Raw genomic sequence first — 20,677 nt, 5'->3', positions numbered from 1 at the left:
ATCAACTGCTGTGTTTGACTCGTTAGTTTATGCCTTAGACGTAACACTTCCTATTAGTCTAATCATTGGGTTAGGTATTTTGTTAAAACGAATCGGCTGGATAACAGACGACTTTGCTAAGACTGGCTCAGACTTGGTATTTAACCTCACGTTGCCTTGCTTATTGTTTGTTAATATTGCTACCACTAATTTAACCGATCACTTTCCTACGTTTTTGATTGTTTTTGCTGCTAGTGTGATGACGGTTGCATTTATCATTTTCCATTTTATAGCTTATGGCATCGCAAATAAATTTTCCAGAGGGGCTTTTGTGCAAGGTGCCTGTAGAGGAAATATGGCGATCATAGGTTTAGCGCTGTCAGTGAATGCTTTTGGTGAGTCAGCCTTGGCTATCGCGTCGATGTATTTAGCTGTGCTGGTGGTGCCATTAAACATATTTTCTATATTAACCTTGTATTATCATCAAGAAAAAACGCCAAGCATACAAGAGGTAACCCGCAGCGTGTTTACCAATCCTCTAGCGATAGCTATTTCGTTAGCAATAATGGCGGCTTTGTTACCTATTCAATTACCTAGTTTGCTGTTAGACACGGGTAACTATCTCGCCAGCATGACCCTACCTTTGGCATTGTTATGTGTAGGTGCGACTATTCGTTGGCAAGAGTTTCGTTCTTCTCGCTTATTGTATTGGGCAATAAGCAGTAAAATTGTGTTTATACCTTTTGTAGCCACGGGGTTGGGTTTTTATTTTGGGCTAAGGGGTGATGAACTTGGAGTACTATTTATGATGACCGCTGCACCTACTGCCGCTGCCGCCTATCCAATGGTCAGAAGTATTGGTGGCGATTATCATCTAACAGCGGCAATTATAGCTGGCAGTACTTTTATGTCGATTGTTAGCTCAACATTAGGGTTGTTTTTACTGCGTCAAATGCAATGGGTATAGCGTCATTCATCAAAGATTTTTTCTTTACCCATTTGCAATGTTCGCGTGGCTAGCTGTACTTCTTTTAAAAAAGTCAGTAAGGCAAATATCAATAAAAACAGTGCAATGACAAACAGTGTGACTATCAATTTACTCAAGTCAAACAACAATAAATCACCCAAAAACAAGAACACCACTACAGCGCATACAAACAAAGCAGAGGCGGTACATAAGCCAATTGAGCGATTAATCAGTTTGATCCTGCGCCATATGTTTTTTAATTCATTTTCTGATTGTTCTAAAAATTCTGGGTTCTTAATTGTACTTACACGGCGCTCCATTATACGCGCTCTATCAACAATCCTTCCTAACCGTCCCGACATAACATTTAAAAAGCCAGCTATACCAGTTAACATAAATACAGGTGCCACCACGATTTGGATGACTTGGGCAAGGTCGGTAACGGATGAAGACATAGCTAAGTCCTTTTACAATTCTTCGGTTAGTTCAACGTCTTCGTCGTCGTCCACTTTTACTGCCCACAAATCGTATTCGTTACTATGAATGATTTGTGCCCAGATAATGTCGCCGGGCTCTACATCAAATTCGTCAGTTAAATGTACGTTACCATCTATTTCAGGTGCATCGGCATAACATCTACCCACTGCGCCTTCTGGCGTTACTTCATCAATAATGACTTGATATTCTAGGCCGATTTTAGCTTGTAATTTAGCGGTGCTAATTTCAGATTGCTTTTCCATAAAGCGGTTATAACGCAGCTGCTTGAGGTCTTCGCTAACTGGATCAGGTAAATCGTTTGCTTTTGCGCCATCTACATCTGAATATTTAAAACAACCTACACGGTCCAGTTGAGCTTCATCTAAAAAGTCTAACAACATCTGAAAATCTTCTTCGGTCTCACCTGGGAAACCCACAATAAAGGTCGAACGAATAACAATATCTGGGCACACCTCACGCCATGCTCTGATGCGATCCATAGTGCGTTCAGCCGCAGCCGGGCGTTTCATGAGTTTTAAAATACGTGGGCTGGCATGTTGGAAAGGAATATCCAAATAAGGCAAAATTTTACCCTCAGCCATTAAGGGCATAATTTTATCTACCGAAGGGTAGGGATACACATAATGTAAACGCACCCAGATACCCATTTCACCGAGCTTTTCACACAGTGATTTCATATCGGTTTTGACCGGCATGCCATTCCAAAAGTCAGTCTTGTTTTTTACATCTACACCATAAGCACTGGTATCTTGAGAAATCACCAATAACTCTTTTACACCTGCATTTTTCAAACGTTGTGCTTCGTCTAAAATGCTACCAATAGGGCGACTGACTAAATCACCACGCATAGAAGGAATAATACAAAAGGTACATCTGTGATTACAGCCTTCGGATATTTTCAGATAGGCATAGTGCCTTGGCGTAAGTTTAATCCCAATATCCGGTACTAAATTCAAATAGGGATTATGTTCAGGCTGAGGTAAATGTTGATGAACTTGATTGACCACTTCTTCATAAGCATGGGGGCCAGTGATCGCCAATACATTGGGGTGTACTTCACGTATTTCATCTTCTTTAATGCCTAAACACCCTGTGACTATCACTTTGCCATTTTCGGCCAAAGCTTCACCAATAGTGTCAAGCGATTCTTGAACTGCCGAATCGATAAATCCACACGTATTCACAATCACTAAGTCTGAATCGTTATAGGTAGGCACCACGTCATAACCTTCAGTGCGTAACTGTGTCAAAATACGTTCTGAGTCGACTAAATTCTTAGGACAGCCAAGGCTTACAAAGCCAATGCGCGTGCCTTTAGTTTTTTGTACAGGCGAGTCTGCCTCTAATATTTTAATGGGGGTTTCTAGTGTAGTGGTTTTATTGGGGGTAAACGTTTCAACAGTCATGACAGTATCTTAAACAAACATAATTAAAGTTATTATACGTTAAGTGGTCGCTTTACGTCAGGGGCAATAATATTTTTATCGAATACATACTTAAAATTTACCCCTTAGATGCTTTAGCCGTTATCATAATCCACTATAAATCGAACCACGGTACTAAATATGAACTTAGACAAGTCGCAAAAACGTATTAGCAAACGGGTTAAACGTGGTTTTCATGGTTATCCGATGATCAGTATTCAATACTTCGGCCCTAGTGAAGCGTTAGCCACAAAAGTGGAAGTGGGTTTTATTGAACAAGAAAATGCCGAACCTATGTTGGAAACTTTTAATAGCGAAACAGACATTCGTAAGGATGAGACGGTACAAACTACCATCATTAAAATTATTGACCGTGTGGATGCTCAAACGGTGACCTTGGAAGATAAAGTACAACCACTAAGTTAAAATGTGATTTTCTGGACCGACTAACCATCAAATAGTGTGAATGGAGATAACCTCTAATCACTCTATGCAAACGGTATTTCGATACTCCTTCATTAAAATTCAATGCCCTTTATTTTGTTGCGACTTGGCGTGTTTATAGTGATTTTCGTCTGGATCATGGACAAATTTTCAATCCAAATCAGAACTTCAAAATATTTCAACACAGCACCTGGCCCTTTAGGTTTTGTGGTATAAACGGCAGTAATGCTGGTGATTTTTACTAATAGCTATTCTCTAAAAGTTATATTACGAATGTTTTAATTGGCAAAAACTCCTCAAAAGCCTTGCCAACTAATAATTATTTTACCAAGGTGAAAATTCAAAATTCAAAATTCAAAATTCAAAATTCAAAATTCAAAATTCAAAATTCAAATGTCGATGGTGATTTATAACTGCAGAGCTTTTTCAATATCACCTACTAATGCTTCATCTGTAGGCTTTACTGCTGAGGCATAAGCATTAACAACATTGCCATTTTTATCCATTAGATATTTAAAAAAGTTCCACTTCGGCGCTTGGCCAGATTTATTCGCTAACATCCGGTATAGAGGGTCAACATCATCACCTTTAACTGACATCGCCTCAAACATAGGGAATTTAACCCCATAGGTTAAACGACAAATTTGCCCTGTTTTGACTTCACTTTTATCTTCTTGGTTAAAGTCATGCGACGGGAACCCCAGTACTACAAATCCCTTGTCTTGGTATTTGCTATATAGAGTCTCTAGACCTTCAAACTGCGGAGTAAAACCACAGTAACTGGCAGTATTCACAAATAAAATCGTCTTGCCTTGATAGGCATCACACATATTGACTGTGTCTTGTGAGTTAAGTTTACGTTTTACAAACTTGAGTAAATCTGGACACTCGGCGGCATGGGTACTAACAGAGGTAACTGATAATAACGCAATAGCAACGATGGTTTTAATGTTAATTAATGACTTCATTATTTTGTGCCTTTTTTAATCAACCCCAAACCATGCATTTATCGTTTGGGGTTGATTGATGAAATTGTGTTCCTATTGGTGTTTAGTTGTTGAGATGGCTTTATGGATCACTTTCTATTATTTCAGGTATTAAAAAGCCGACAGATGTCGACTTTAATGTTGATGTTAAATGCTTAGTTAAAATTCATAAGCGATACTTGCGCCAAATGTTCTTGGCTGATTTGGGTAAACCTGAATACTGCCAGTCTGAATTGGACGTGGGAAAGATGTCAGAAAATATTCATCATTATTAAGGTTACGTACGTAAACTTGAAGCATCAATCCGTTTTCGAAATTTAGACCAGCGCTTGCATTAAATGTGCTGACTTCACGTCTTACAGTATCTGGAATATTTCCAACAACCCTAACATCACTTTCATAGATATAATCGGTGCGCAGGTAACCATATATACCGTTGTCAAACTCTAAATCATAAGTAATACCAGCAACGATACTTTGCTCATGAACACCTGGGACTGTGGTACCGGATAAATCTGCAGGACCATTCTCATCTGTGCCATTAACGAACGAAACATACTCGGGGTCAAGAAGTGTACCTGCAAATGTCAATGATATGTTGTCAGTGGGACGGTAGATAGAATCAAATTCGATACCCACTGTATTCTGTTCCCCAGCATTGGAGAGTACAAAGCCCGTTCCTACAAATATGCTGGATTGAAAACCTTCAATAGTCTGGTTAAAAATCGTGGCACTAAATGCACCATTTCGGAAGCTAGTCTTAATACCTAATTCATATACAGTAGCCTTTTCTGGGCTCGCAAATCGGGTACCATATCCTTGATTGGGAAGAACTAAACTGCTATTTGCAGCAATAGCTGTTGCATCACTAGCAAAGGGACGGGTGTCACGGGACAGGTTCCATGACGTGGCTTTGAACCCCGTTGCTGCTGTAGCAAAGAAGTTAACATTTTTATTGAGTGTATATGCGCCACGAAGCGACCATGTAATTTTGTCATCATCGCTGGTGTTAGCTTCCACAGGATTAGGCAGTTCAAGCATTTGCGGTTGAAACTGAAGGGCTTTTAAACCGCCAATAGCGGCGGCTGGAAAGCCTACCTGCACTAAGGTGGCACCAAAAACAGTGAGGTCAGCGTCAAAATCCACTTGAGAAAGTAAATCGTTGTTTTGCTGCTTGACTGTAATTTCTTTTTCATCCTTGGTATAACTCACACCCAATGTGGCGGTGAAGTCTTCTGTTAGATGATAATCCAAGTTAACAAAAAATGAATAGGCATCATTTTGCTGAGTGAAGTCTGTCACTATGGAGGTATTTGCCTTAAAAATATCACCTTCATTAAGGGCAGGGAATAATCCTTCAAGGGTACCAAGTATACCCGCTGTGGCAGGATCAAAGGAGAGTAATACGTCGAAGTAAGTTCTGACTAAGTCGCCATAAATTAAGTCGTCGCCAGTCGTTACTTTTTCGTCAAAGTAAAATCCACCGATCATCCAGTCGAGTTTATTGTCGCCGTTAGATGTGAGGCGAAATTCCTGTGTAAATGTTTCAATTTTGGTGGCAGCCGTTTCTCTAAGAATATCCAAAGAAGTAAAATCAACGTCATTTATGTAATCAGATTCGTTGTTACGAAAAGCGGTGATAGAGGTAAACGCAAAGTCATCAAAGTCGATGTCGGCTTGCAAGGATATACCACCGTCTTCCACTGTATCGTGTGGACTAGCATTTAACGCTGATTCAAAAGAAAACGGGTCTGCATCGTCAGTCACTATGCCACCCAGAGCTTGAATCGCTAATGCTGTAGGGCCATTTTCAAAACCGGCGGTAGTACAACAGATTTCGTCAATTTCACTGTAGTCGGCAATTAAGCGGAATTTCACATCTTCCATTGGCTCATAAAGCATCTGTCCACGCAGGTTCCAGCGGTCTCGGTCATTTATCTTATCAAGCCCAACAAGACTGTCTGTGTAACCATCGCGCGTATTTATACCACCGGACAGGCTGAAAGCAAGTTCATCAGTAATACCATTGGATATATAGCCGCGCAGTTGTCGCTGATTATAATTGCCAATCCCAGCTTCTACTTTTCCTTCGAAATCGTAGGAAGGAGCTTCGGTACGAACACTAATCACACCTGCGGAAGCATTTTTACCAAAGAGAGTACTTTGTGGGCCACTTAATACTTCTACTTGTTGAAGTCTGGGTAAATCGCCAATTTGGGCGGCTGCACGAGAACGGTAAACGCCGTCTATGAAAATCCCTACTGAAGGTTCAATACCGGTATTGTTGGTGCCGTTGCCAAATCCACGTATGGCAAAGTTAGTATTAGTCGAACGCTGTAACGGTGTGACCCTCAAAGTGGGAACCAATACCTGTAAATCACCGATATCCAGTACTTTGGCTTGTTCTATTGTTTCGCCGCTGGTTACTGTGACCGCTATTGGGGTTTGTTGTAAACCGGTCTGTCGCTTAGATGCAGTAACGAATATCCTTTCAATACCTCCATCATCGGCGTCATTAGTATCGCTTTCTTGGGCTTGCAAGGACGTCGCACTTAACGCGCCTAATATCGCTGAAACTAAGAGTGTTTTTTGAAATATTTTGTTTGCTTGTGGGAAATTATGGAAAGTATTTTTATTCATTGATTTCTTCCTCTCATTTGACTCTTTTATTATACAAATGCCAAACAGTGAATTCCCGATCGGCTATAAAGCCAAAAATATTCACTCATTAGACCTGTAACTTTATTAGAGTACTTCAAAAGTAAATAAATTGTTACCGTTGTTGTTATTTTGTTAATTTAATTATGTGATTAGACAAAATAGCGCTCAGTTATAAATGTGAGTTGCGAGTGCTGTTTTCGTTATAAATATTTGGGTAATTATTTAAATTGGTATTTAACGAGGCGGGTATTAATTGAAGCTGCAGCATAATGACTGCTAAGGTTGCTGTTTTTAGATAAAAAAAGCCGACAAATGTCGGCTTTAAATTATTTAGCTAGATTAGTGTTAATTAAAAGCGTTTCTTAACTGTCACACCAAACGTGGCTGGCTCAGCCATATACGCGTTTAACTTACCGTCCTGAATAGGTGTATTGAAGTTAGTGCGGTTGATATACTCTTCGTCAAGTAAGTTACGGGCCCAAATAACCACATCCATATCCATTTCTTCAAAGTTCATAAAGAATCTTAGGTTAACCACATTGTAACTATCTTGAATAGCATAAGGGTCGTTACTGCCGTCTAAGATGACTTCGCTGGTGTGGCTGAAATCACCTTGAATATAACTATAAACGCCATCGGATAATTCAAAGTCTTTTTTCACACTTATCACTGCATAGTTCTTAGGCTCGCCACCAGGTCTATCACCTGAGCGATTACAGAAAGAGTCGCCTGCATTTTTACGACCTGGATCATCGATCCCGGTATGCCATGTATAGGCAACCCAGCAGTTTCCAGCTAAGAATGTTTTATATTCTGCATCAACAAATGCCCAAGCTAAGTTAACTTCAACTGAATCTACAGGCAACCAAGTTGCTTCAACCTCGAAACCAGAGATTTCATAGTCACCGGCATTTTGTAAATTAAAGCCCCCGCCTGTAAATGTGTTAGCCTGAAAGTCTTCAACAGTTGTGTAGTGCGCTGCAGCATTGATACGAAAATCATATTCACGGAAGTCTTTCTTAATACCTAATTCGAAAGATTCAGAAGTCTCAGCGTCAAATATTGGATTAAAACCTTCAGCAATACGGTCAGTGTTTGTGCCGCCAGATTTGTAGCCAGTACCGTATGATGCATATAACAGAGTGTCACGGTTTGGTTGATAACTTAGTTTCAGTGTACCTGAAACTTGGTCATCCTTGAGGTTCTCTACAATATTAGACCTTGGACTAGTATTAGCCGTTACAAAAGGGAAGCCCCAGCCAGCAGTTTGAAGTGGTGCTATCGCTTGTAAATCAGCCGAAGAGGGCGCGTTTCCAACAGTTAATGCTGCTCCAATATTGGCTAACGCAGCTCCAGCAGCACCAAAATCAGCATGTATAAGTTGTTGGCCAGTAGGATCTAATTCGCGGTATATAGTGGATAAATCTTTCTCTTCATCGGTATAACGTATGCCCGTGGTCAAAGTTAATTCGTCGGTAATTTGATAATCGAATTGACCAAAAATAGCATAGCTTGAATGTTCTTGTTGAGCTAAGTGAGTAAAGCTGAATCCTTCACCCGAACCTGGTGCAAGAGGAGCAATAAATCCTCCAGTCAGAGCGCTTATACCATTCAGCCCGTTGAAGATTCCGGCCAAAGGAGACGCTTGAAGCGCTGGAAGCACTGCCACATCAAAGAATCTACTAAATTGAGATTGAGTATCGATATTGTAGACAAGGTCTATTTCCTGTGAGAAATAGTATGCACCTAAAATATAATTTAACTTATCTCCGGTGTAGTCCAATCTGAACTCTTGAGAAAATGAACTTTGTTCAGCATCGTTTCCTGTGAAAAACAAATCTGCGTCAATAAAATCTGTATCAATTTCATCATATGAATCAAATGCGCGATAAGCTGAAATAGATACAAAGGTGTAATTGTCATCTAAATTCCAGTTTAATTCGGCGGATATTCCTGTGTCTTCCATAGTTGATACAGGTAAGATAGAAAGGGCTACTTCTCTATCATAAAAGTTCTCGCCGCGAAGTATTGTTGCGCCGAAAAGGGGGCTACCAAGTAATAAGTCAGACCCGGGAGTACCATCAGCACTCAACTTATCGTTATTTAGTTGAACTGGTGCGCCACAGCATATTTCATCGATTTCAGAATAATCAGCAATAATTCTCAAGGACACATCGTCATTAGGTGTGTACAAAGCTTGCAGACGAGCCCCCCAGCGATCTCTGTCATTAAGTGTATCTTCACCCAAATTTACATCACTGATGGTGCCATCTCTTTCACTACTGAAAGCGGTTGCGCGGAATGCCAGTACATCTTCAATCGCTGAGAAAGACATGGCTCCTGATAGGTTGACCAAACCATAGTTACCCACTGTTGCTTCAACAAAGCCATCACCACCGTCATGACTTGGTTTAACAGTGCTTACTAGAATTGCACCTGATGGCGTGTTTTTACCGAAAAGTGTACCTTGAGGCCCACGTAAGACTTCTACCGCGGCAACATCTACCAAGTTGTTGATCATTGAGTTTTGACGAGCGCGATAAACACCGTCGACATAAAGACCAACAGATGATTCAAGACCAAAGTTTTGTGATGAGGTACCTACGCCACGAATAGAAAAACTAGAGTTGGTAGCACTTTGACTTTGAAATGCACCCAAACCTGGTACGTTTGTTTGCAAGTCGTACATATCTTTAATAACAGCCTCGGCCATTTCATCACCAGTAAAAGCGGTAACTGATACGGGCACTTCTTGAAGATTTTGTGCTCTTTTTTGTGCGGTAACAGTGATGGTTTCTAAACGGCCTTCTTGTTCGGCTTCTTGAGCAAAAGACAGGGAGCTACTAAGTGTAAGTGATAAAGCAACAATACTTGATACGGTAGAAGGTTTAAAACGTGTTGGGAGCGACTGTTTCATTATGTGTTCTCTTTATGCTAGCAGAGCTAGTCTATTTTTCGGATTTTTTAGCTTTAAAAGGGTGAAAATGAATCTCTTTGCAGTATTTAAACCCCAAAGACTCACTCATCAGACCTGTACTTTATCAAAGACCGAGATTAAAAGTAAATGCTTGGTTTGTAAATTGTTAATGAAAAAGTATTGATGCTCATAAAATGTCACATTTTTATCCTCGCATTAACATCTCTCAGTCTATATAAAGCCTTTGGTATGTCTGATTAGACTTTTAAATGCCGAATTATCAATTCTATTTATTTTTAATATTGTCAGTGTTTATATTGGAATATAGATGGAGTTTTGGAGTGAACACTAAACAATCAGCGACTATAGAAGGTAGCTGGTTTAGGACTATCTTTATAAAAGTCTGGTTAGCGATATAGATTTACTAAATGTAATTTAATTAAAATAATAAATTCAACTAATAGATCTATTAAGAATACTATCGAATTAGCTAAAAAATTAACGGTGAATAAGTGTCTGAAATATATTTAGTCCGCCATGGACAAGCTTCATTTGGAGCAAAAAATTACGACAAGTTAAGCGAACTGGGTCATCAACAGGCTCGATGGCTTGGCGAATACTTCTCTGCAAGAGGTATTACGTTCTCTCAGGCGTTTATGGGAGATATGGTTCGCCATAGAGAAACCACTGAAGGTATTCTCGATGGCTTAATTCACTCTCCTGTTGTCACAGTAGACACTGGTTTTAATGAATTTAATTTTCAAAATATTGGTAATAGTTATTTATCATTGAACCCACAAAACCGTTTACCTGAAAATCCTAAACCTGCAGATTTCTACCGTTTGCTAAAGCTAGCGATGCACGCATGGTCTGAGGACTTGCTGCCTAAAAGTACATTAGATGAGAGCTGGCTAGATTTTAAAAATAGAGTGCAACGCGCTTTAGATTTAGCTTGTCTTCAAAATAGCGATAAGCCCATTTTGATTGTGAGTTCGGGGGGAGCTATATCCATGTTAATGAGTTTGGTATTAGGACTGGATGCCAAACAGATAATAGAACTTAATATGCAAGTCCGTAACACCAGCATCAGCCATTTCTTCTTCAATAAAAGTAATATACGTTTATCAAGTTTTAACAATATTCCACATTTAGACCATCCTGATAGACTGGACTCCATCACCTTTAGCTAAAGGAAATACAACCATGAATTTTGATTACTCTGACAAATCACAAAAACTAATTGACCGCTTACAAGCCTTTATGGACGAGCACATTTACCCTGTTGAGCAGGAGTATGTTGATGCTGTCCATAATAATACCGAACGTTGGGCGTCACCTCCTATGATGGACGCGCTTAAACAAAAGGCTAAAGATGCGGGTTTATGGAATTTGTTTTTACCAGAAGAATATCTGCCTTATGGCGCTGGCTTAAGCAATTTAGAATACGCGCCATTATGCGAACTTATGGGGCGTGTAATGTGGAGTGGCGAAGTATTCAATTGCAGTGCGCCAGATACCGGGAATATGGAAGTACTGGCACGTTATGGCTCTGAAGAAGATAAGAAAAAATGGCTAGTGCCATTGTTAGAAGGCAAAATTCGTTCAGCTTTTGCTATGACTGAACCTGCTGTTGCTTCATCTGATGCAACCAACATTGAAACGTCTATTGTGCGCGATGGCGACGAATATGTCATAAATGGCCTTAAGTGGTATACCAGTGGCGCGATGAACGCCAACTGTAAAGTGATGGTGGTGATGGGAAAAACGGATCCTTCTGCCGCTCGCCACGCACAACAATCACAGATTTTGGTTCCTTTGGATACAAAGGGAGTAACAGTTGTTCGACCTATGGCTGCTATGGGACATTATGATGAGCCCATCGGACATGCCGAGATATCATTTGATAATGTGCGCGTGCCTGCAGCCAACTTATTGGTAGGTGAAGGAGAAGGTTTCGCTATTGCTCAAGGTCGCTTAGGGCCAGGTAGGATACATCATTGCATGCGTTTGATTGGTTGTGCCCAGCGTGCTTTAGACTTAGCTTGTGAACGAGTCGAAACACGTGTTGCTTTTGGACAACCTTTAAGTAAACAACAGTCTATTCGCGAACGTATTGCGCAAATGCATTGTGATATTGAGCAGGCACGTTTATTAACGTTGAAAGCGGCTGATAACATGGACAGATACGGTAACAAAGTCAGTCGCAATATTATTGCTGCGATTAAAATTGTTGCACCAAAAATGGCATGTAATGTTATTGATCAGGCGATCCAAATGCATGGTGCCGCCGGAACTAGCCAAGACTTTATTTTGTCTGCCACCTATGCTTATGCTCGAACAATCCGTTTAGCTGATGGACCTGATGAAGTACATATGATGCAATTAGGGCGTAATCTAATAAAAGATAAAAATGCTTAATATAAGTTTGATAAAAAGGAAAATGATATGACCGATAAAGGCTCAGTTGATCAATTAGACGAGCAGCTTTTAGCTGACTACTTAACCCAACATGTAGCGGGTTTTGAAGGGCCCGTCACCGCTACTAAATTTGCTGGTGGTCAGTCAAACCCGACCTTTAAGTTAGTGACTGCCAACCAGTCTTACGTGTTGCGACGTCAACCACCGGGAAAGTTACTGAAATCTGCCCATGCTGTTGACCGCGAATATAAAGTATTGGCCGCGCTTGAAAACTCAACAGTGCCAGTGGCAAAGGTCTATCATCTTTGTGAAGACACGTCCTTAATTGGTAGCATGTTTTATGTTATGGAATATGTTGAAGGACGGGTGTTTTGGGATAGTGCATTACCAGAAATATCAGACAACTTAATACGTACTCAAATGTATCAAGAAATGGTTGAGGTCATGGCTGCACTGCACAGTGTTGACATCGAAAAAGTGGGTTTGAGCGATTACGGCAGACCTGGTAACTATTACGAACGCCAATTTAGTCGTTGGAGTAAGCAGTATAAGTTGTCAGAAACCCAAGATATTCCAGAAATGGATCAGCTAATCGCTTGGTTAGAAAAACACATACCAGAAGACGATGGTAAAGTGTCGCTGGTGCATGGTGATTATCGTATGGATAACTTAATGTTTCATCCTACAGAGCCTAAGATTTTAGCAGTATTGGATTGGGAATTATCTACTTTAGGTCATCCTTATGCTGATTTAGCGTACCAATGTATGCAGTTACGTTTGCCCGAAAACGTCGGCAAAGCCACTGGATTAGGCAGTATTGAGAGAGCGCCCCTAGGGATCCCAGATGAACAAGAGTATGTAGACGCTTATTGCAAATTGGTGGGTATAGAGAAAATCGACAATTGGAATTTCTACTTAGCCTTTAGTTTTTTCCGCTTAGGCGCCATTGCCCAAGGTGTGGCAAAGCGAGCAGAAGATGGCAATGCGTCAAATAAAGAAGCGCAAGCTGTTGGTGCGATTGTTAAACCATTAGCTCAATACGCGTTAAAACTAACTCAATAATATTCAAGCAAAACCTAATGGTTTTGCTTGAATACCAGATATTTTACGGAGAGTGTAATGAAAGCTATAGTATGTGAAGAATTTGCCCCAGTAGAACAACTTAAATATAAAGATGTGCCTGACCCTGTGGTAAAAAAAGGCCATGTGGTCGTCGATGTTAAAGCATGTGGCGTCAACTTCCCTGACGGTTTATTGGTGCAAGGCTTGTATCAGAATAAACCACCATTCCCATTTATTCCGGGTAATGAGGTCGCTGGTGTGATAAGTGAGATAGGCGAGGGTGTACAATACCTTAAAGTAGGAATGCGAGTGATTGCCATGGTTATGTTAGGCGGTTACGCTGAAAAAGTATTATGCCCTGTTTCGCATATTATGCCTATTCCCGACGAAATTCCTGATGATGAAGCTGCGGCACTAGTCACTGCTCATGCTACAGCTCATCACGCACTCAAGCAGCGAGCAAAAATTCAGCCAGGTGAAACCCTTCTGGTTACTGGTGCTGCTGGTGGAACGGGTCTTGCCGCAGTGCAAATTGGTAAAGAAATGGGCGCAACGGTTATCGCGGTGTGTTCTACCCAAGAAAAGTTAGATATGGCTAAAGCTAACGGTGCTGACATTCTAATTAATTACACTGAGACTGATTTAAAAACTGCCATCAAAGAAGTGACCGAGGGTAAAGGTGTAGACGTGGTGTATGAATGTGTGGGTGGAGATACTTTTCACGCATGCTCAAGAGGCATGGCTTGGAACGGCAGACTGTTAGTGGTTGGTTTTGCTGGTGGCACTATCCCAGAATTCCCAGTGAATTTAGCCTTGGTCAAAGGTTACTCAGTAATGGGCGTTTTTTGGGGCTCGTTCACCCAACATCAACCCAAAGACTTTGCAGATAACATGAAAGAGTTATTGATATGGTACGTGCAAGGTAAAGTTAAAGTGATAGTCGATGAAGTAGTGCCTTTAGAAAACGCAAAAGACGCGTTGAATAAAGTTATGAACCGAGAAGTAAAAGGCAAAATGACTCTAAGACCTTAAGCGTAGCTAAAAGCCCTGAGCTGCATAGTTTTGGGTTAGACTGAAAGGATTTTACCACCACAGAGGACAAAGAGGCTTCACTGCATCGAGGAACAGATTTTAAGTTTCTTTTTCTTTTCCTCGGAGACCTCGTTTTCCTCTGTGGTTAGATATTTTTTTGCTTTTAGAATTACAGATTAAGAGCGTTTTGCACCACAGAGGACAAAGAGGCTTCGCTGCACCGAGGAACAGATGTTAAGTTTTTTTCTTTTCCTCGGAGACCTCGTTTTCCTCTGTGGTTAGATATCTTTTAGCTTTTCAGCTTAAGAGCGTTTTGCACCACAGAGGACAAAGAGGCTTCGCTGCACCGAGGAACAGATTTTAAGTTTTTTTCTTTTCCTCGGGGACCTCGTTTTCCTCTGTGGTTAGATATCTTTTAGCTTTTCAGCTTAAGAGCATTTTGCACCACAGAGGACAAAGAGGCTTCGCTGCACCGAGGAACAGGTTATAGAATTTAATTTGTTCTTTCTAGGACTCATGTTTTTTGTATTCAGACATAAAAAAAACGGCCTCAAGGGAGGCCGTTTTCCTAGGGTAAGCTACTTAATTAAAATAACCTACCTACCATGTTGAACTTTTAGTTCGTTCAAGAACAATATTTTTATAGCTCGTACAGCGCTGTGCCCTGATACTAATCTTATAGATTATATTCTGTCGTTCAGTTCAGCTACTATAGGTGATGCATCTAAACCATTTTCAGAGGCCCAAGCTAATACGGTTTTTCCGTCAGCTTCAGGTGAGCTTAAGTCGCCTTTTGGCATTTTCTTAACCATCAAGGTACCTGTTTCCACCGCATCGTTAAGCATAGCTGTACGGATAAGGCTGTTACCACCACAAGTAACACCTGTGTAGTAATCTTTTAACTTCATTCTAAAGTCAGACTGAACACGTTTCATTTTTTTACGTAATTCGCCTTTATCATCTGCTTTCACAATAGTGCAGATATTTTGTAAAGCATCGCTAACGTCAGCTTGAGCGTTGCCAGCAAAAAGTAAAGAAGCGGTTGCGATGGCGATAGAAGTTTTAACTATTTTCAACATGGTTAAGTTCCTCGGTGTTTTAGTTTATTTGCAGTTGTTGCTGCGTTTGAGAAATCTATTAAATACCATTTGAATTGATTAAAAAATCTGCAATGTGATACTTAGGTATGGAGACTGATAACTTTGTTGTTTTGGGTATGAGTAAATCCTAAATGGTTTTAGGGGCCAAACTAGGCGCATGCGCATGCGCATGCGCCAGCGCTTATCGCACGGCGGTCGCTTGACTATTTTTACACCGCAGCCTTAATGTACAACTTGTTTTTCCAACAGCTGCAAAAAGTGCTACTCAATGACAACGTTCTTCATCAAACTATTACTTCAGTTTAGCAGGAGGGGCTTGATAATGATGTGAGGTAATAAAGGCTCGCACAATAGCGGGTGATGTTGTTTTACTCATTGCGCCAGAAAAATGAAACTCTGGCGTGTGATGATATTTAATAGTTATATCTACTAACTAGCAGAAAATGAAAGAAGGTGATTAGAGCTTTCCTACTTCGTACCATTTTCTGAGCCAGTTATCGACGGGATAAAGAATTTTGTAAAAGGCTGGTACCACCAATAAGGCTAATATAGTTGAGCTAATCAAACCGCCTATAACAGATAACGCCATAGGTGAATTCATTTCGTGGCCTGCGCCACTGCCAAACGCTAATGGCATCATGGCACCCACCATGGCAAATGTGGTCATCAATATTGGGCGTAAACGTTTTTCGCCCGCATGAATAAGTGCGTCATCCACAGACTCACCTTGTTTGATTGCTCTGTTGGCAAAATCTACTACCAGAATGGCATTCTTACCTACCATTCCTAACAATAAGATGATGCCTATCATCACAAATAAAGAGAAATTATTACCACTTAGCCCCAGTGCAGTTATTACCCCTGTAAACGCCAAAGGCATAGTGACCATAATAATAATGGGCTGAATTAAGGACTCATAAAGTGCTGCCAGTATAAGGTAGATGAGAATAACAGCAAGGCCAACAGCGGTACTAAACGACAGAGCTGTTTCTTGCATTTTTTCAACATCACCTGAAAAAGTATAGTTGTAACCTTCAGGTAAAATTTTGGCTATATTCGCATCAACCTGGTTGACTATTGAGTTTAGCGGCACATTGGATATGTTACTGCTGACCAAAACTTTTCGTTCGCGATCAAACCTGTTTATGGTCGCAATCGAACTGCTTTTTTCAAAACGAATTAACCCATCTAAAAAGACATATTCACCATTGGCAGCCCGGATTTGTAATTTTTTAATATTGTCTATATTAGCGCGGCTCTCATCATCAAATCTTAGGGTAATGTCGTATTCTCTGCCTTTTTGCTCAAAATTACTAACCTTACTATCACTGGAATAATTGGCATTTAGCAAAGCTGCAATTTGCGTCGCCGTAATGCCTAATCTGGCAGTATTATGTCTTATAACAGAGATAGTAATTTCAGGCTTTCCATCTTGATAATCACTGTCAATATCTACCGCCCCTTCAAAACTCCCTAACATTGCGGAAACTTGTTGCGATATTTCGCTAAGTTTTTCTAAACTGTCACCAGTGATAACTATTTGCACCGGTGCCGTACTGCTACCAGTATTAATTGGGGGGATTTTTGCAACGGACAAAGCCATTGATTGGATTGATTTAAACTGTTCACGGTAATTGACTATGATGTCTTCTTGCCCCAGTCCTCGTTGTTCAATAGGCTTTAATTTCACATAGACCAAGGCTTTGTGGGACTCGTTGGCTGTTGTATAGCCTATGCTGAGGGCATAATAGTCAACCATAGTATCGTTTTTGATGGCATCCATAATGGGCTGCATTCTGTTTTTCATTTCAGTAATGGATGTCCCCACTTCAGCTTTAGCGGTGATTTGAAATTCACTATTGTCTTCTGCGGGTACAAAGTCCATGCCTACATTTGTGAATATTTTGCTGGATAAAATTAGAAATCCAAAGGTCACTAATACCGTTATATATTTAAACCTAATCAGTGGCTTCAGAATTTTAACGTAGCCATTGTCTAATGCTTTAAACATGGGCTCTGTTTTGGCATGAAATTTAGTTTCTTTGTGTTTTAATACACGTGCGCCAATGGTGGGAATAAACATAATAGCCACGAAATAAGACAGTACGATACCGGACGCAACCGTCATGGCGAAGGCATTAAAAAACTGGCCTACGAGTCCACCCATAAAAGCAACCGGTATGAAAACAGCTAATAACATCGCCGAAATGGCGAGTAATGAAAAAGCTATCTCGTGCACACCTTCATAAGTGGCTTGAAATGCTTCCATACCCGATTCCATTTTTTTACTGATGTTTTCAATGACTACAATGGCATCGTCTATGAAAATTCCTATGGCTAAGGTAAGTCCAATCAAGGTTAATTTATTCAGGTCGTAACCCATGTAATCAATGATCGCAAATGTACCGATGATAGAGGTTGGGATGGCCAGTGCAGAAACGATGGTAGCGGTAAGGTTGCGTAAAAATATGAAAACAATGATGATGGCTAATATGGCACCAAATACCAAGTCAAATTTCACCTGATTGACGCTGTGCATTATCTTATCTGACTGGTCTTTGATTAAACTGACTTGGTAATCGTCACCTGCTAGGGCTTTTAACTCAGGTAACAATTGTTTGGCTTTATCAATGATACCAATCACATTAGTGCCTGAAATTTTCATAATATTCAGCATAACGCCAACTTGTCCGTTGTAAGACGTGTAGCTTTCTACATCGCTTAGCCCATCAAAGACTTTGGCAACATCTTTCAAACGTAAACCTGGTTTTATTGCTATATTTGCCAACGATTCAATGTCTTTAGCGTCACCCTGAAATTTAATAATTAATTCTTGTTTATCGTTAATGCTCTTACCAGAGCTGGATTTGAAATTTTCATTACCAATTATATTTTGCAACTCAACCGCTGATACATTGTATTTGTTGAGCAAATAAGGATCCACTAAGATACGAATTTCGCGGTCTTGATAGCCGTCAATATCAACGTCACCTACATTGGGGATACGTTGTAACTTCGGTTTGATTTTTTCATCAACTAACTGCATCAGCGCAGACATGTCACCCGTTTTGCTGACCACAAATACACTGATAGCCTCGCCTGCCGTGCTGATTTTTTGTACCAAAGGGGCTAGTGCGTTATCGGGTAATATGACCCCGCCAATCTTGTCTCGCACATCGTTAGCCGCTTCGTTTATGTCTATTTTCAAATCAAACCTAACGATGACATAACTCAAACCTTCGTAACTGGTTGAGTCCAACTTATCGATGCCGTTGATACCCGAAACGGCTTCTTCAATTTTATCAGTGATTTTCGATTCAACCGTTTTAGCATCCGCACCTGGGTAAGTCGTTTGGATGGTGACGATTGGGAAGTCTACATTAGGGAAAAGTGCCAAAGGCATCGAGGTGTATGACTTGATACCAAATATTATGAGCGCCATGACGGCCATAAGGATGGTGATGGGACGATTGATTGCAAATTTATACATAAGGCTATTCTTGGTTTTCTGTTATGGAATTATTGCTATTACCGGATGTGATAATTTTACCTTCACCAAATAGCCCTACTTTTAAATCTTTGGCAATAACCTGTAAGGCAATTTTTCTGTTATCACTATTTGCCTCTGGATATATTCTATAAATTTTACCTTCGTATTGCGTGTCATCACCATCAACTTTATATATAAAAACATCGCCAATATTGATATCACTGCTATATTTTTGATCGAGTTCAACCACTAATATTCGCGCATGTTGACTTTGAATGTTAAATGCAGTTTTTAGCATTTGCCCACTCACCACATCACCTAACTCAATCATTCTTTTGGTGATAACCCCGTCAAATGGAGCTCTTAAAATTGTTTTAGCGTAGACAGCTTTTTCTATCTGAATATGAGCCTTAATGGCCTCGTAAGCCATGGCGTACTTGTCAAGCAGGGCTTTATCAATGAGCTTGTTTTTGTACAGATCTTGGTGTCTTTCATAATCTAAAGTTGCATATTTTAATGTCACCTTAGACGCATCGTTTGTGGCTACTAGGTCGTCACTGACTAATGTTGCCAATATGTCATTTTTTTTAACCACGCTCATAATGTCGACACTGAGTTCTTTAACAATACCGCTGTAATTGAACGCTAAATTGGCTTTCTGTTTTGCATGCACTGTAAATGTTGCATATATCTCTTTTGCTTGTACGTTTGTAAGGCAAAGAACGAGGGTAAAAGCTAAGGCTTTTTTCATTTTTTTATCTCTATCAAATCGAACAATGTGTCCATATATTCCTTAAAGTCTTTTTTTAAGTCCCTACCTTCTGCCCAAGCCATAACCATATAACCTCTTTCTGATTTTATTATTCCATCAACTAGGTTTCTAGAAACATCTTTGATTTCACCTTTCTTTATCCCTTCCTCAATAATGTCTTCTAGGATATTTTTTATAAAGTCTGCACATTCTCTATTGAATTCGAGCATGGGACTGCATTTTGAAGATAAGGTGACGCTTAAATATTCTCTAAAAACGTCGAGGTGTTTTTCATAAGACTCATGTTCCGATAAAAAAAAATCAAACAGGTATAATATTTTTTGCTTTGTAGAAGTACTCTCGTCGCTTTTACTCAGTAATTTTTGATGATGTTTTTCAATGAAATTTCGAATTATTTCAAAAACGATTTCTTCTTTATTACTGAAATAATCATAGACCGTACCTTTTCCAATTCCTGCGGTTTTAGCAATGTCAGTAATGGTTAAATTTTTTATTCCCTTCTCCAATAAAAGTTCAGTACAAGCAACCGCTATGTCTCTTCTTTTTTTGTCTTTATCTACTTTAATTGCCATTTTGATCCGCACCGTGAAAGTTGTCTTTATGAATGACCGACTGTCGGTCATTCATAAGCATGGTAATTTACATACATTAAAAAATATACGTTTATTTAACAAATTTATCACAACTGTATGATAAGTAGTTTGAGAATGGCAAAGGTAGATTGCTGATAATATTTGTTGTGAAACTTCGAGTTTGTTTTAGAAATTTGTTTACCGGTATTTGATCTATGGTTGTTTTGTAAGGTGTGGACCCATACTTAGGCAAGACTGATAGGTTTCTTTTTCAGGTGCTGTCAGCGCTAGTATCGAGTTGATTTTTTGCCTCGTTATTATTTCTTAATGCCGCTTTTCTATTTATATTTATACA

The 20,677-nt window shown here is 39.9% G+C and carries 15 protein-coding genes; 6 read left to right on the top strand and 9 right to left on the bottom strand.

The window, feature by feature from the left end; all coding sequences use genetic code 11:
• The first annotated feature begins 10 nt into the window (after positions 1-10).
• On the top strand, positions 11-946 hold the full coding sequence (locus tag C427_RS16590; protein WP_007638019.1) for an AEC family transporter: 936 nt from the start codon (positions 11-13) through the stop codon (positions 944-946).
• A 2-nt stretch (positions 947-948) separates the two neighbouring features.
• Here C427_RS16590 and C427_RS16585 read toward each other — a convergent pair whose 3' ends face one another.
• A complete protein-coding gene (locus C427_RS16585) occupies positions 949-1,401 on the bottom strand; it encodes a DUF2721 domain-containing protein (protein WP_007638018.1) in 453 nt (150 codons plus the stop codon).
• A 12-nt stretch (positions 1,402-1,413) separates the two neighbouring features.
• The gene (gene rimO / locus C427_RS16580) at positions 1,414-2,850 is read right to left on the bottom strand and encodes a 30S ribosomal protein S12 methylthiotransferase RimO (protein ID WP_007638016.1); all 1,437 of its coding nucleotides are present in this window, start codon (positions 2,848-2,850) and stop codon (positions 1,414-1,416) included.
• 159 nt (positions 2,851-3,009) lie between these two features.
• Here rimO and C427_RS16575 point away from each other — a divergent pair, with 159 nt between their 5' ends.
• Positions 3,010-3,294: a hypothetical protein gene (locus C427_RS16575; RefSeq protein WP_007638014.1), complete on the top strand. Its 285-nt coding sequence runs from the start codon at positions 3,010-3,012 to the stop codon at positions 3,292-3,294.
• Between the two features lie 425 nt (positions 3,295-3,719).
• On the opposite strand, the gene C427_RS16570 is transcribed toward C427_RS16575, so the two are convergent.
• From C427_RS16570 to C427_RS16560, 3 genes are all read right to left on the bottom strand, one after another.
• The gene (locus C427_RS16570) at positions 3,720-4,280 is read right to left on the bottom strand and encodes a glutathione peroxidase (protein ID WP_007638012.1); all 561 of its coding nucleotides are present in this window, start codon (positions 4,278-4,280) and stop codon (positions 3,720-3,722) included.
• Positions 4,281-4,457: 177 nt separating this feature from the next.
• Positions 4,458-6,938: a TonB-dependent receptor gene (locus C427_RS16565; RefSeq protein ID WP_007638011.1), complete on the bottom strand. Its 2,481-nt coding sequence runs from the start codon at positions 6,936-6,938 to the stop codon at positions 4,458-4,460.
• A 370-nt stretch (positions 6,939-7,308) separates the two neighbouring features.
• Positions 7,309-9,876, bottom strand: a complete 2,568-nt coding sequence (locus C427_RS16560) for a TonB-dependent receptor (protein ID WP_007638010.1) — start codon at positions 9,874-9,876, stop codon at positions 7,309-7,311.
• A gap of 512 nt (positions 9,877-10,388) precedes the next feature.
• Between C427_RS16560 and C427_RS16555 the strand changes: the two genes are divergently transcribed.
• Genes C427_RS16555 through C427_RS16540 form a run of 4 tightly spaced genes read left to right on the top strand, consistent with a single transcriptional unit; the run spans position 10,389 to position 14,388 of the window.
• Entirely contained in the window at positions 10,389-11,066 is a 678-nt protein-coding gene (locus C427_RS16555) for a histidine phosphatase family protein (protein WP_007638009.1), read from the top strand.
• Positions 11,067-11,079: 13 nt separating this feature from the next.
• Positions 11,080-12,294: an acyl-CoA dehydrogenase family protein gene (locus C427_RS16550; protein WP_007638007.1), complete on the top strand. Its 1,215-nt coding sequence runs from the start codon at positions 11,080-11,082 to the stop codon at positions 12,292-12,294.
• A gap of 27 nt (positions 12,295-12,321) precedes the next feature.
• On the top strand, positions 12,322-13,356 hold the full coding sequence (locus C427_RS16545) for a phosphotransferase (RefSeq protein WP_007638006.1): 1,035 nt from the start codon (positions 12,322-12,324) through the stop codon (positions 13,354-13,356).
• Between the two features lie 57 nt (positions 13,357-13,413).
• Positions 13,414-14,388 carry an NADPH:quinone oxidoreductase family protein gene (locus tag C427_RS16540; RefSeq protein WP_007638005.1) on the top strand — a complete coding sequence of 325 codons (975 nt, stop codon included), beginning with the start codon at positions 13,414-13,416 and terminating at the stop codon, positions 14,386-14,388.
• A 683-nt stretch (positions 14,389-15,071) separates the two neighbouring features.
• On the opposite strand, the gene C427_RS16535 is transcribed toward C427_RS16540, so the two are convergent.
• From C427_RS16535 to C427_RS16520, 4 genes are all read right to left on the bottom strand, one after another.
• Positions 15,072-15,467 carry a DUF3718 domain-containing protein gene (locus C427_RS16535; RefSeq protein WP_007638004.1) on the bottom strand — a complete coding sequence of 132 codons (396 nt, stop codon included), beginning with the start codon at positions 15,465-15,467 and terminating at the stop codon, positions 15,072-15,074.
• Between the two features lie 478 nt (positions 15,468-15,945).
• Positions 15,946-18,978, bottom strand: coding sequence for an efflux RND transporter permease subunit (locus C427_RS16530; RefSeq protein WP_081589010.1), 3,033 nt, complete (start codon positions 18,976-18,978; stop codon positions 15,946-15,948).
• Positions 18,979-18,982: 4 nt separating this feature from the next.
• Positions 18,983-19,729 carry an efflux RND transporter periplasmic adaptor subunit gene (locus tag C427_RS16525; RefSeq protein ID WP_007638002.1) on the bottom strand — a complete coding sequence of 249 codons (747 nt, stop codon included), beginning with the start codon at positions 19,727-19,729 and terminating at the stop codon, positions 18,983-18,985.
• Positions 19,726-20,322 (bottom strand): TetR/AcrR family transcriptional regulator, encoded by a 597-nt coding sequence (locus C427_RS16520; RefSeq protein WP_007638001.1) that lies wholly within the window; start codon positions 20,320-20,322, stop codon positions 19,726-19,728. Before C427_RS16520 ends, C427_RS16525 begins: the two co-directional genes overlap by 4 nt.
• Positions 20,323-20,677 lie beyond the last annotated feature (355 nt).

The organism is Paraglaciecola psychrophila 170, assembly GCF_000347635.1.
Taxonomy (GTDB): Bacteria; Pseudomonadota; Gammaproteobacteria; order Enterobacterales; family Alteromonadaceae; genus Paraglaciecola; species Paraglaciecola psychrophila.
This window is presented reverse-complemented; position numbering and strand designations above follow the sequence as displayed.

Bases quoted from the DNA above. Each gene is read 5' to 3' on its own strand.
- C427_RS16585 (WP_007638018.1), bottom strand. From the start codon at position 1,401: ATGTCTTCATCCGTTACCGACCTTGCCCAAGTCATCCAAATCGTGGTG.
- rimO (WP_007638016.1), bottom strand. From the start codon at position 2,850: ATGACTGTTGAAACGTTTACCCCCAATAAAACCACTACACTAGAAACC.
- C427_RS16575 (WP_007638014.1), top strand. From the start codon at position 3,010: ATGAACTTAGACAAGTCGCAAAAACGTATTAGCAAACGGGTTAAACGT.
- C427_RS16570 (WP_007638012.1), bottom strand. From the start codon at position 4,280: ATGAAGTCATTAATTAACATTAAAACCATCGTTGCTATTGCGTTATTA.
- C427_RS16565 (WP_007638011.1), bottom strand. From the start codon at position 6,938: ATGAATAAAAATACTTTCCATAATTTCCCACAAGCAAACAAAATATTT.
- C427_RS16560 (WP_007638010.1), bottom strand. From the start codon at position 9,876: ATGAAACAGTCGCTCCCAACACGTTTTAAACCTTCTACCGTATCAAGT.
- C427_RS16550 (WP_007638007.1), top strand. From the start codon at position 11,080: ATGAATTTTGATTACTCTGACAAATCACAAAAACTAATTGACCGCTTA.
- C427_RS16545 (WP_007638006.1), top strand. From the start codon at position 12,322: ATGACCGATAAAGGCTCAGTTGATCAATTAGACGAGCAGCTTTTAGCT.
- C427_RS16540 (WP_007638005.1), top strand. From the start codon at position 13,414: ATGAAAGCTATAGTATGTGAAGAATTTGCCCCAGTAGAACAACTTAAA.
- C427_RS16535 (WP_007638004.1), bottom strand. From the start codon at position 15,467: ATGTTGAAAATAGTTAAAACTTCTATCGCCATCGCAACCGCTTCTTTA.
- C427_RS16530 (WP_081589010.1), bottom strand. From the start codon at position 18,978: ATGTATAAATTTGCAATCAATCGTCCCATCACCATCCTTATGGCCGTC.
- C427_RS16525 (WP_007638002.1), bottom strand. From the start codon at position 19,729: ATGAAAAAAGCCTTAGCTTTTACCCTCGTTCTTTGCCTTACAAACGTA.
- C427_RS16520 (WP_007638001.1), bottom strand. From the start codon at position 20,322: ATGGCAATTAAAGTAGATAAAGACAAAAAAAGAAGAGACATAGCGGTT.